Source organism: Thermus igniterrae ATCC 700962 (genome assembly GCF_000376265.1).
GTDB classification, from domain to species: Bacteria; Deinococcota; Deinococci; order Deinococcales; family Thermaceae; genus Thermus; species Thermus igniterrae.
This window is the reverse complement of sequence record NZ_AQWU01000047.1, coordinates 17,808-28,880: the sequence shown is the minus strand read 5'-3', so window position 1 is coordinate 28,880 and position 11,073 is coordinate 17,808. Positions and strand designations below refer to the sequence as shown.

The 11,073-nt window shown below is 68.6% G+C and carries 14 protein-coding genes; 8 read left to right on the top strand and 6 right to left on the bottom strand.

The features are described 5' to 3' along the window. Positions 1–368: 368 nt before the first annotated feature. Genes B128_RS0103105 through B128_RS0103095 form a run of 3 tightly spaced genes read left to right on the top strand, consistent with a single transcriptional unit; the run spans position 369 to position 3,424 of the window. Positions 369–1,658 carry an ABC transporter substrate-binding protein gene (locus B128_RS0103105; RefSeq protein ID WP_018110823.1) on the top strand — a complete coding sequence of 430 codons (1,290 nt, stop codon included), beginning with the start codon at positions 369–371 and terminating at the stop codon, positions 1,656–1,658. Positions 1,659–1,709: 51 nt separating this feature from the next. Next, the gene (locus tag B128_RS0103100; protein ID WP_018110822.1) at positions 1,710–2,585 is read left to right on the top strand and encodes a carbohydrate ABC transporter permease; all 876 of its coding nucleotides are present in this window, start codon (positions 1,710–1,712) and stop codon (positions 2,583–2,585) included. Beyond that, positions 2,582–3,424: a carbohydrate ABC transporter permease gene (locus B128_RS0103095; RefSeq protein WP_018110821.1), complete on the top strand. Its 843-nt coding sequence runs from the start codon at positions 2,582–2,584 to the stop codon at positions 3,422–3,424. Before B128_RS0103100 ends, B128_RS0103095 begins: the two co-directional genes overlap by 4 nt. Here the strand turns inward: B128_RS0103095 and B128_RS0103090 are convergent. Both B128_RS0103090 and B128_RS0103085 read right to left on the bottom strand, forming a co-directional pair. Continuing rightward, complete coding sequence (locus B128_RS0103090) at positions 3,421–3,741, bottom strand: FUN14 domain-containing protein (RefSeq protein WP_026174981.1); 321 nt, start codon at positions 3,739–3,741, stop codon at positions 3,421–3,423. The genes B128_RS0103095 and B128_RS0103090 overlap by 4 nt on opposite strands. Before the next feature lie 36 nt (positions 3,742–3,777). Beyond that, positions 3,778–4,329, bottom strand: coding sequence for an HD domain-containing protein (locus tag B128_RS0103085; protein ID WP_018110819.1), 552 nt, complete (start codon positions 4,327–4,329; stop codon positions 3,778–3,780). A gap of 16 nt (positions 4,330–4,345) precedes the next feature. On the opposite strand from B128_RS0103085, the gene ispF reads away from it, so the two are divergent. Then, positions 4,346–4,804 carry a 2-C-methyl-D-erythritol 2,4-cyclodiphosphate synthase gene (gene ispF / locus B128_RS0103080; RefSeq protein ID WP_018110818.1) on the top strand — a complete coding sequence of 153 codons (459 nt, stop codon included), beginning with the start codon at positions 4,346–4,348 and terminating at the stop codon, positions 4,802–4,804. Further along, positions 4,797–5,393, top strand: a complete 597-nt coding sequence (locus tag B128_RS0103075; RefSeq protein WP_018110817.1) for a trimeric intracellular cation channel family protein — start codon at positions 4,797–4,799, stop codon at positions 5,391–5,393. Before ispF ends, B128_RS0103075 begins: the two co-directional genes overlap by 8 nt. 45 nt (positions 5,394–5,438) lie before the next feature. Here the strand turns inward: B128_RS0103075 and B128_RS0103070 are convergent, their stop codons facing one another. Beyond that, the gene (locus B128_RS0103070) at positions 5,439–6,140 is read right to left on the bottom strand and encodes a tetratricopeptide repeat protein (protein ID WP_026174979.1); all 702 of its coding nucleotides are present in this window, start codon (positions 6,138–6,140) and stop codon (positions 5,439–5,441) included. Positions 6,141–6,199: 59 nt separating this feature from the next. On the opposite strand from B128_RS0103070, the gene B128_RS0103065 reads away from it, so the two are divergent. Together B128_RS0103065 and B128_RS0103060 are read left to right on the top strand one after the other, a co-directional pair. Next, positions 6,200–7,645: a CDC27 family protein gene (locus B128_RS0103065; protein WP_026174978.1), complete on the top strand. Its 1,446-nt coding sequence runs from the start codon at positions 6,200–6,202 to the stop codon at positions 7,643–7,645. Next, positions 7,645–8,427 (top strand): SAM hydrolase/SAM-dependent halogenase family protein, encoded by a 783-nt coding sequence (locus B128_RS0103060; protein WP_018110814.1) that lies wholly within the window; start codon positions 7,645–7,647, stop codon positions 8,425–8,427. The genes B128_RS0103065 and B128_RS0103060 overlap by 1 nt, the downstream gene beginning before the upstream one ends. On the opposite strand, the gene surE is transcribed toward B128_RS0103060, so the two are convergent. The 3 genes from surE to B128_RS0103045 form a co-directional block, all read right to left on the bottom strand. After that, complete coding sequence (surE, locus tag B128_RS0103055; RefSeq protein ID WP_018110813.1) at positions 8,424–9,173, bottom strand: 5'/3'-nucleotidase SurE; 750 nt, start codon at positions 9,171–9,173, stop codon at positions 8,424–8,426. The genes B128_RS0103060 and surE overlap by 4 nt on opposite strands. Before the next feature lie 56 nt (positions 9,174–9,229). Next, positions 9,230–9,436 carry a cold-shock protein gene (locus B128_RS0103050; protein ID WP_018110812.1) on the bottom strand — a complete coding sequence of 69 codons (207 nt, stop codon included), beginning with the start codon at positions 9,434–9,436 and terminating at the stop codon, positions 9,230–9,232. Positions 9,437–9,551: 115 nt separating this feature from the next. Next, entirely contained in the window at positions 9,552–10,019 is a 468-nt protein-coding gene (locus tag B128_RS0103045) for an FKBP-type peptidyl-prolyl cis-trans isomerase (protein WP_018110811.1), read from the bottom strand. 129 nt (positions 10,020–10,148) lie between these two features. Here B128_RS0103045 and cysK point away from each other — a divergent pair, with 129 nt between their 5' ends. Beyond that, positions 10,149–11,072, top strand: a complete 924-nt coding sequence (gene cysK, locus B128_RS0103040) for a cysteine synthase A (protein WP_018110810.1) — start codon at positions 10,149–10,151, stop codon at positions 11,070–11,072. The last annotated feature ends 1 nt before the right edge of the window (position 11,073 follow it).

Genomic DNA, 11,073 nt, shown 5'->3' with positions numbered 1-11,073 from the left:
GGGCCAGGGACTGGTGGGAAGGGAAGGGGCCTTCCATCAGGTCCTGGAGTGAGGCCTCCGTCTCGCGGTAGGTGAGGTGGAAGAAGGCGCGGAAGAGAAGGAGGGCCAGGTAAAGGGCGTGGCTGTAGCGCCAGGGGCGGCCCCGCTTGCCTTTGGGGGNGGGAGGGGCCNCCTCCCGGGCCAGGCGCAGGCAGTGTTCCAAGACCTCCTTGGGGCTTGCCTCCCTGCGAAGGAAGCCTCGCTTGCCCATCAGGAGAGAGATATACACCCGTCCTCCTGACCTTTGCAAGGCAAGCCCTAGGGCGGTTGACGGGCGAGAAAGGACGCGGTAGAATCCACGCTGGAAAAGCTTCCATAGGAGGTTTCATATGAGGCGTAGGGAGTTTCTTAAGAAGGCAGGGGTGGGTCTGGCCACCAGCCTGGTCCTGGGGCCTTCCCTGGTGCGGGCCCAGGCAGGCCCCATCATCCGCGTGGCCGGGGATTCCACCGCCGTGGGGGAAGGCGGCCGCTGGATGAAGGAGATGGTGGAGGCCTGGGGCAGGCGCACGGGCACCCGGGTGGAGTACATTGACTCCCCCGCGGACACCAACGACCGCCTCGCCCTCTACCAGCAGTACTGGGCGGCCAGGAGCCCGGACGTGGACGTCTACATGATTGACGTCATCTGGCCGGGCATCGTGGCGCCCCACGCCCTGGACCTGAAGCCTTACCTCACGGAGGCGGAACTTCGGGAGTTCTTCCCCCGTATCGTCCAGAACAACACCATCCGGGGGAAGCTCACCTCCCTGCCCTTCTTCACCGACGCCGGCATCCTCTACTACCGCAAGGACCTCCTGGAAAAGTACGGGTTCAAGAACCCGCCCCGCACCTGGGCCGAGCTGGAGCAGATGGCCCAAAAGGTGATGGAAGGGGAGCGCAAGGGGGGCAACCGCGACTTCTGGGGCTTCGTCTTCCAGGGCAAGGCCTACGAGGGGCTCACTTGCGACGCCTTGGAGTGGATCTACTCCCACAAGGGCGGGCGCATCGTGGAGCCCGACGGCACCATCAGCATCAACAACGGCCGCGCCGCCCTGGCCCTGAACACCGTGCGCCGCTTCGTGGGCACCATCGCCCCCCAAGGGGTGACCAGCTACGCCGAAGAGGAGGCCCGCAACGTCTGGCAACAGGGGAACAGCCTCTTCATGCGCAACTGGCCCTACGCCTACGCCCTGGGCCAGGCGGAGGGTAGCCCCATCCGCGGCAAGTTCGCCGTCACCGTGCTCCCCAAGGGCGGGGCCGATGCCCCCAACGCCGCCACCCTGGGCGGCTGGCAGCTCATGGTCTCCGCCTACAGCCGCTATCCCAAGGAGGCCGCCAGCCTGGTGAAGTACCTGGCCTCCTACGAGGTGCAGAAGGACAACGCCGTGCGCCTTTCCCGGCTTCCCACCCGTCCTGCCCTCTACACCGACCGGGACGTCCTGGCCAAGAACCCCTGGTTCCGCGACCTCCTTCCCGTCTTCCAAAACGCCGTCTCCCGCCCCTCCGACGTGGCCGGGGCCAAGTACAACCAGGTTTCCGAGGCCATCTGGACCGAGGTGCACAGCGTCCTCACCGGACGCAAGACCGGGGAAGCGGCGGTGCGCGACCTCGAGGGCCGCCTCGCCCGCATCCTGCGCTGAACCTGCCCCTGCCCGGGGGGCTCTGAGCCCCCCGGGCGTATCCTTAAGGACATGCTCACCCAAAGGCAGGCACGCCTGGCCTGGCTCCTGGTCTTCCCCACCCTCCTGGTGGTGGCCCTGGTGGCCGGGTACCCCCTGGCCCAGGTCTTCTACTGGTCCTTTTTCAAGGCCGACATCGCCTTCGTGGAGCCCCCGGAGTTCCAAGGCTTCAGCAACTACCTCTACCTCCTCCAGGACCCCGACTTCCGCCAGGCCCTGTGGAACACCCTGAAGTTCACCGTGGTCTCGGTGAGCCTGGAGACGGTTCTGGGCCTGGCCATTGCCCTGGTGATCCACTCCAACTTCCGGGGCCGGGGCCTGGTGCGCACCGCTATCCTCATCCCCTGGGCCATCCCCACGGTGGTCTCCGCCAAGATGTGGCAGTGGATGCTCCACGACGTCTATGGGGTTATCAACGTCATCGGGGTGAAGCTCGGCCTCCTCTCGCAGAAGGTGGCCTTTCTGGCCCGGCCTGAGCTCATCCTGCCCGCCATCATCGCCGTGGACGTGTGGAAGACCACCCCCTTCATGGCCCTTCTGCTCCTGGCGGGGCTCCAGCTCATCCCCGAGGAGCTCTACGAGGCGGCCAGCATTGACGGGGCCACCCGCTGGCAGCAGTTCTGGACCATCACCCTCCCCCTCCTTACCCCCGCCCTGGTGGTGGCCCTCATCTTCCGCACCCTGGATGCCCTACGGGTCTTTGACGTGATCTTCGTGATGAGCGGGGTGAACCCCAGTACCCGGACGCTTGCCGTTTACAACCGCCAGACCCTCATTGACTTCCAGGACCTGGGCTATGGTTCGGCCATCAGCGTGGCCATCCTGGTGCTCATCTTCGCCTTCGTGGTGCTCTACATGCGCACCCTCGGCAGGGAGGCTCTGAAATGAAGGCCCTCACCCGCACCCTAAACCGCGCCCTCTTCTACCTCCTGGTGGTCTTCGTGGTGGTCTACAGCGTGTTTCCCTTCTACTGGGCGGTGATCTCCAGCTTCAAGCCCTCCGACGCCCTTTTCGCCGCCGACCCCAGCTTCCTCCCCCTGCCCTTCACCCTTGACCACTACAAGAACGTCTTCCTTCAGGCCAACTTCGGCCGCAACCTTCTGAACTCCCTCCTGGTGGCCGGGGGGGCCACCCTGCTCTCCCTGGTTCTGGGGGTCCTGGCGGCCTATGCCCTGGGAAGGCTGCCCTTCCCCCCCAAAAACGCCGTGCTCTACCTGGTCCTGGCCATGACCATGTTCCCCCAGATCTCCGTCCTGGGAGGGCTTTTCATGCTCCTGCGGCAGACGGGGCTTTTCAACACCCACCTGGGCCTCATCCTCTCCTACCTCCTCTTCACCCTGCCCTTCACGGTGTGGGTCCTGGTGGGCTATTTCCGGGGGCTACCCCGGGAGCTGGAGGAGGCAGCCTACGTGGACGGGGCCACCCCCCTGCAGACCCTTCTTAAGGTGATGCTCCCCCTCACGGGCCCAGGGCTGGTGACCACCGGGCTTCTGGCCTTCATCGCCGCCTGGAACGAATACCTCTTCGCCCTCACCTTCACCGTGGGGGATGCGGTGAAGACCGTACCCCCCGCCATCGCCAGCTTCGGCGGGGCCACGCCCTTTGAAATTCCCTGGGGGTCCATCATGGCCGCCAGCGTGGTGGTCACGGTGCCCCTGGTGATCCTGGTCCTCATCTTCCAGCAACGCATCGTGGCCGGGCTCACCGCGGGGGCGGTGAAGGGCTAGCCCGCGCGGAGGCCCAGGAGGAGCCCACCCACGAAGCTGGCCCCGAAGGGAAGGTTGTAGGTGAGGGTCTTAAGAAGCCTCTCCCAGAGACTTTGCAGGCCGGGCTGTTGCAGGAGGGGCTCCACGTCCTTTTGGATGCGGGTCCAGTCCACCTCCACGTAGCCCGCCTGGGCCAGAAGTTGCAGGGCCACGAAGAGGAGGCCCAGGGCAAGGGCCAGAAGGCGGCCCACCTTCTTCAGGGCGTAGCCCACCGCGTAGCCGGCTAGGCCGCCAAAGGTCATCTGCCCCAAGTAGGGGGTGAGGTCGGGCAACTCCACGCCTCCCACCCTAGCGGGGGAAGGGCCTTGGGGCAACTACTTCAGGCCCAGGAGGTGGGCGCTGGCCTTCATGGCCTCGAGGACAAAGGCCATGTGCTCGTCCAGGGAAAGGCCCAGGTCCTCTGCCCCCTGGCGGATCTCCTCCCGGTTCACCCCCTTGGCGAAGGCCTTGTCCTTGAACTTTTTCTTGAGGCTGGGGAGCTCCAGCCCCAGGATGGAGCGGTCCGGGCGCACGTACACCGCGGCAGCGATGAGGCCGGTGAGCTCGTCCACGGCGAAAAGCGCCTTGGCCATGAGGCTTCGCCGGGGCACGCCGGTATAGCTGGCGTGGCCCAGGATGGCCTCCAGCACCTCCTCGGGATACCCCAGGCGGCGGAGCTCCTCCACCCCCCGGTAGGGGTGGGCCTCGGGGTACTTCTCGTAGTCCATGTCGTGGAGCACCCCGGCCATGGCCCAAAGCTCCTCGTTCTCCCCAAAGCGGCGGGCGTAGGCCCGCATGGCCACCTCCACCGCCCGCATGTGCCGCCTCAAGGACTCGCCCTCCGTCCAGGCCTCCATGAGGGCCAGGGCCTCGGCAAAGCTCGGCATGCCCTAGAGTATAGCCATGCGCCTGGGTTATGGGGAGGACAGCCACCGGCTTGTGGAAGGGGTGCCCCTCTACCTTTGCGGCCTGGAGATCCCAAGCCCCCGGGGGGCCCAGGCCCACTCCGACGGGGACGCCCCCCTGCACGCCCTCACCGACGCCCTCCTTTCCGCCTACGGCCTGGGGGACATCGGCCTTCTCTTCCCCGACACCGACCCCCGCTGGCAGGGGGTGCGGAGCGAGGTCTTCCTGAAGGAGGCCCTGCGCCGGGTGGGGGAACTGGGGGGAAGGCTACGGCAGGCCAGCCTGGTCATCACCCTGGACCGGCCCAAGCTCTCCCCCCACCGCCACACCCTGGTGGAAAACCTGGCCCGGCTCCTGGGCCTCCCCCCCGACCGGGTGGGCCTAAGCTTCAAAACCTCTGAGGGGTTGGCGGAAGGGCACGTGCAGGCCCGGGCGGTGGTGCTTCTGGATGGTTGAGGTCCTGGTCTGGCTGGGCACCCTGGTCTTCGCCGCCACCGGAGCCCTCAAGGGGGTGGAGAAGGGGTTTGACCTCCTGGGGGTCCTGGTCCTGGCCACGGTGACCGCGGTGGGCGGGGGGTCCATCCGGGATGTGCTGGTGGGCACCTTGCCCCCCAACGCCCTGGGGAACGAGCCCCTCCTTTGGAGCGTGGTGCTCACCGGGCTCCTGGTCTTCCGCTTCCACCCCCGGGTGCAGGCTCTGGAAAGGCCCATCTACTACCTGGACACCCTGGGCCTGGGGCTCTTCGCCGCCCTGGGGGCGGAGCGGGGACTAGAGGCGGGGCTTGGGCCCTTTGGCGTGGCCCTGGCGGGCATCCTCTCCGGGGTGGGGGGCGGGGTGTTGCGGGACGTGCTCTCGGGGGAGGTGCCGGGCATCCTCTACCGGGCAGGGGACCTTTACGCCTCCGCCGCCCTGGTGGGGGCCCTGGTGGTCTATGGCCTTTACGGCCTCCACCCTGAAGTGGCCCTCTTCGCCGGCACCCTGACCACGGTCCTCCTGCGGGTTTTTGGCCGGCGGCTGGGGCTTAGGCTGCCCACCCCCCGCTGAAGCAAACCGGGGGCCGGGGTTTCCCGGCCCCCCAAAGGCCGCCCTTCACTTCAGCCTGGCCAGCTCCTGCCGGGCCCTTTCCTGGTCGTAGCGGTCGGCCGCGGTCTTGGCGGGGAGGGCAAGGGCCGTCTCCAGCTGCTTCCTGGCCTCCTCCTTCTTGCCCCAGGCCGCCAGGACCTTGGCGTACTCCACCCGGTGGATGATGCCCTCGGGCTCCAGCTCTATGGCCTTTTTCATCAGGGGCTCCACCCGGGCGCCATCCGCCCCCTGGGTGGTGGCCACCAACCAGCCCTTCTGCACCAGCTCAAAGTGCCAGAGGGCCAGGGCCACCATGGCCCCGGCGTGGTTGGGGTCCAGCTTCAGGGTCTTCTCCAGGTCGGAGCGGATCCGGGGGGCCAGACCTTCGGCCAGAGCCTCGAGGATCCCCTTGAACTGGGAAAGCCGCCCCAGGGCCCGGGCCCGCTCAAAGTAGCCCTCGGCGTAGTTGGGGTCCTTGGCGATGGCCTGGGAGGCCGCCTTCTCCGCCCGCTCAAACCAGGTCCGCTTCTCCTCGGGCTTGGCCTGGTAGAGGGCGAAGAAGCTGGCCCCCTTGGCCGCCAGGGCCAAGGCCTCGGGGGTGCCGAGCTTAAGGCCCGCCTCGTAGGCCTCCTGGAACCGCCCCGCGTCCACCAGGGCCGCCACCTGGGGGGCCTGGGCCAGGCTCAGGGCCAACGCCAACGCCGCAAGAAGGGATATCCAACGCTTCATGGGTTTCACCCGCGGGGATTATACCCGGTACAAGGGCCAGGGGGCGTAAACTGGAAGCCATGAGGCTTATATGGGGGTTATTGGCGCTCCTGGGCCTCGCCGTGGCCCAGGGGGCCGAGGAGTATTTTGCCCGCTGCCAAAGGCTCTATGGGCAAGGGGCCCTGGAGAGCGCCCAGGCCACCTGTGAGCTGGCCCTGGTGAGCGACCCCGAGCACCGCCCAAGCCTCCGCCTCCTGGCCCGCATCGCCCTGGAAAGGGGGGACCTGGGCCAGGCCCAGGCCTACCTGGAGCGCCTGGGGGAGGACCTCGAGGGCCAGCTGCTCAAGGCCCGCCTTCTCCTCCTCCAGAACAAGCCCGCCCAGGTCCTCACCCTCCCCCTACCCCAGGAGCCCGAGGCCCGGCTCCTGCAGGCCCTGGCCCTGGAGCGGCTCGGCCGGTACGAGGAAGCCCTGAACACCGCCCAGGGCCTCCCCTCCACCCCAGAGGCCCGCCTCCTCCTGGCCCGGCTCCACCTGGCCCTAGGCCAGCCCCAGGAGGGGCTTGGAGCCCTGGGCACCTCCTTGGCCGAGGAGGTGGAGCGGGGCTACCTCCTCTTCCTGGTGGGGAGGCCCCAGGAGGCCACCCTCCACCTGGAGCGCCTCCTGCCCCGCCTCTTTGGGGCGCCCGAGCTCCAGGCCAAGGCCCTTTCCACCCTGGCCCTGGCTTACCTTGGCCAGGGGGACCTTTCCCGGGGGCAGGCGGCCTTGGCCCAGCTCGCCACCCTGGAGAACCTCCCCGCCCGCTTTCTCGCCTGGGCCTGGCCCTGGCTTCTGGTCCTCTTCGCCTTCCTGGTGCTGGTCCTCCTGGGAGAAAGCCGCATTGAACCCCTGCGCACCCTGGAGGTGGTGGAGGACCCCCTGCCGGGGCCCGGCCGGCTCTACCTGATGGGGCTTGTGGCCCTCCTTCTGGCTCTGGCCTTCGCCGCCCTCTTGGGTAGGCTCCTCTTCGCCAACGCCCTGGCCCTCCTCACCCCCCACCAGCAGGGGGTGGTCCTGCCCAGCTTCTACCTGGTCTACGGCCTCCTCCTCTTCCTGGGCCTCCTCCTCACGCAAAGGAAGCGCCTCCCCACCCTCCTGGGCCCCTGGGGGAGTTGGGTGGAGGGGTTCTGGGTGGGGCCGGTGTTGGTCCTCCTCCTCTTCCTCTACGGGCTGGTCCGCACCCCCCTGGGGCTTCCTGGCCTCGCCCTCCACCTCCTCACCTTCCTGGGCCTGGCCCTCATGGAGCCCTTCTTCCGCGGCCTGGTGCCCTGGGTCCTGCGGGAGCGCTACCGGGACCTGGCCCCCTACCTGGCCGTCCTCCTCTTCGCCCTGGCGGTACCCGGCCCCACGCCCCTCCTCCTCCTTCTGGGGGCCCTCCTCCTCTGGGCCAAGGAGCGGGCGGGGAGCGTCTTGGGGGTGGCCTTGGGCTGGGTGGTGGCGGGGGTGGTCCTGGCCCTCCTGCCCCCCGCCTGGATGCGGCGCTTCTGATGCGTTCGGTCTACTTCCTCTCTGACTTTGGCCTCGAGGACCCCTACGTGGGGGTGGTGAAGGCGGTCCTGGAGCAAAGGGCCCCCGGGGTAAAGGTGGTGGACCTGGCCCACGCCCTGCCCCCCCAGGACCTGCGCCGGGCGGCCTTCGCCCTCTTTGAGGCCCTGCCCTACCTGCCCGAGGGGGCGGTGGTCCTGGCCGTGGTGGACCCCGGGGTGGGCACCCCCAGGCGGGCCATCGCCGCCCTGGGCAGGCGGGCCTACGTGGGCCCCGACAACGGCCTCTTCACCCTGGCCTGGCGCCTGGACCCTCCCAGGCGGGCCTTCCTCCTGCAGGAGGTGCCCCCTCCCCTCCCCCAGGGCGTAGACCCGCTCCCGGGCTGGACCCCGGGGAGCCACACCTTCCACGGCCGCGACCGCTTCGCCCCCGCCGCCGCCCACCTGGCCCTGGGGCTGGCCCCCGAGGCCCTGGGGCCGGAGCTATCCCCCCAGGACCTCCTCCGCCTCCCCCTGGCCCTGACCCCGGGGCCGGAAGGGGAGATCCTCACCTTTGACCGCTTCGGCAACGCCATCACCACCCTCCTCCAGGCCCCCCTGGGAGGGTGGGTGGAGGTGGGGGGAAGGCGCATCCCCATCCGCCGCACCTTTGGCGAGGTCCCGGAGGGGGAGGCGGTGGCCTACCTGGGGAGCGCCGGGCTCCTGGAGATCGCCGTCAACCGGGGGAACGCCCGGGAGGCCCTGGGCCTGAAGGAGGGGATGCCGGTGAGGCTTCTCCGGGGCTAAAGTTCCTGAAGCCAGGCCTCCACCTGGGGCATGAACCCCTCCGCGGTGAAGTCCAGGCTTACCGGGGTGAGGGAGATGTACCCCTGGCGCACCGCCCAGAGGTCCGTCCCCTCCTCCTCCTCCCCCACGGGGGTGCCGGCGATCCAGTAGTAGGGCCGCCCCTCGGGGTCCAGGCGCTCCACCACCGTGTCCTCCCAGTGGTGGGTGGAAAGCCGGGTGACCTTGATCCCCCTGGGCACCCCGGCGGGGAAGTTCACGTTGAGGAGCACCCCTTTGGGCAGGCCCCGCTCGGCCACCAGGCGGGCGATGCGCACCGCCCACTCCGCGGCCAGGGCGAAGTTCAGCTCCTCCCCCGAGGTGTCCAGGCTGAAGGCGATGGAAGGGATGCCCAAGGAGGCCCCCTCCAGGGCCGCGGCCACCGTGCCCGAGTGGGTGAGGTCCAGGCCCAGGTTGACCCCGATGTTGATGCCCGAGACCAACAGGTCGGGCCGGCCCAGAAGGTGCACCCCCAGGACCACGCAGTCCGCAGGGGTACCGTCCACCCGGTAGGCGGGAATCTCCCCGAACCCCGCGGCGGCCGTGTGCTTGAAGCGCAGGGGGCGGCGCACGGTGATGCCGTGGCCCACCGCGGACTGCTCCACGTCGGGGGCCACCACGTACACCTCGCCCAGGGCCCGCATGGCCAGGCCCAGGGCCTTGATGCCGGGGGAGAAGATGCCGTCGTCGTTGGAGACCAAAATGCGCATGCCCTAAGCCTAAAGGAAAAGGGCCCCCCGAGGGGGGCCCCCCTTCCCTCTGGGGTTTAGATGCGGCGAACCTTCTTGGCCTGGGGGCCCTTGCCGCCCCGGCCGGGCTCCACCTCAAACTCCACCCGCTCCCCCTCGTTGAGGGTGCGGAAGCCATCGGCCTCAATGGCCGAGAAGTGCACGAACACGTCCGGACCCTCTTCCTGCTGGATGAACCCGTAGCCTTTTTCCGCGTTGAACCACTTAACGGTACCCTTCTTCATGCTTCTCCTTCATCCCGAAAACCCACCTGGCTTTCCAGGGACTCTTCACTATCCCACGGGGAGAAAAAAAAGTCAAGCCCCAAAGCCTGGGGCCTTGGGGCCTGGGTCCGGGGGGCTAGTGGGCGTGCCCGCCCTCGTGCACGTGGCCGTGGAGGATTTCCTCGGGGGTGGCCTCCCGCACCTTCACCACCTGGACCTCAAAGTCCAGGTCCTTGCCCGCCAAGGGGTGGTTGAAGTCAATGGTGACCTCCTCCCCCTGGACCTCCACCACGGTGAGGGGCATGGGGTTGCCCTCCATGTCCTGGGCGTAGAACTGGGCCCCGGGCACCACCTCCGCGTCCTCGGGGAAGGCGGAAAGCGGCACCACCTGGACCCCTTCGGGGTCGTGGGGGCCGTAGGCCTTTTCCGCGGGCACGTGGGCCTGGAAGCTTTCCCCTTCCTGCCGGCCTTCCAACTCCTCCTCGAGGCCCCGGATCAGGTTGCCGTGCCCGTGCAGGTAGGAGAGCTCCCCCTGGTCCAAGACCTCCCCCTCCACCTGGAGGGTGTAGCGGATGGTCACCACCTTGTCCTGTTCAACCTTCATGTTCACCCTTTCGCAAGCCAGGCTTGCTCCCCTTAGCCTAGCAGACCCTTTCCCCGGGGAAAAGGAGGAGGCTTCTTTCCCCGTGGGCGGGGGCGCTTTCCCCGCCCCGCCGGGTCCTATAGTGGGGGTATGGGGGTGGAAGGGGTCATCGGGAAGACGCCCGTGGTGCGCCTCAGGCGGGTGGTGGAGCCGGACATGGCCGAGGTGTGGGTGAAGCTGGAGGGGCTGAACCCCGGGGGCTCCATCAAGGACCGGCCCGCCTGGTACATGATCAAGGAGGCGGAAGAAAGGGGCCTCCTGCGCCCGGGCTCGGGCCAGGTGATTGTGGAGCCCACCAGCGGCAACACGGGCATCGGCCTGGCCATGATCGCCGCCAGCCGCGGCTACCGCCTCATCCTCACCATGCCCGCCCAGATGTCGGAGGAGAGGAAGCGGGTCCTGAGGGCCTTCGGGGCGGAGCTGGTCCTCACCGACCCCGCAAGGCGCATGCTGGCCGCCCGGGAGGAGGCCCTGCGCCTTAAGGAGGAGCTTGGGGCCTTCATGCCCGACCAGTTCGCCAACCCCGCCAACGTGCGGGCCCACTACGAGACCACGGGGCCCGAGCTCTACCAGGCCCTGGAGGGCCGGATAGACGCCTTCGTCTACGGCTCGGGCACCGGGGGGACCATTTCCGGGGTAGGGCGCTACCTCAAGGAGCGCATCCCCCACGTGAAGGTCTTCGCCGTGGAACCCGCCCGCTCCAACGTGCTCTCCGGGGGGAAGATGGGCCAGCACGGGTTCCAGGGCATGGGGCCCGGCTTCATCCCGGAAAACCTGGACCTCTCCCTCCTGGACGGGGTGATCCAGGTGTGGGAGGAGGACGCCTTCCCCCTGGCCAGGCGGCTTGCCCGAGAGGAAGGCCTTTTCCTGGGGATGAGCTCGGGGGGGATCGTCTGGGCCGCCCTGCAGGTGGCCCGACAGCTGGGCCCCGGCAAGCGGGTGGCCTGCATCAGCCCCGATGGGGGCTGGAAGTACCTCTCCACCCCCCTTTACGGGACGGAGGAAGAGGCCTGAC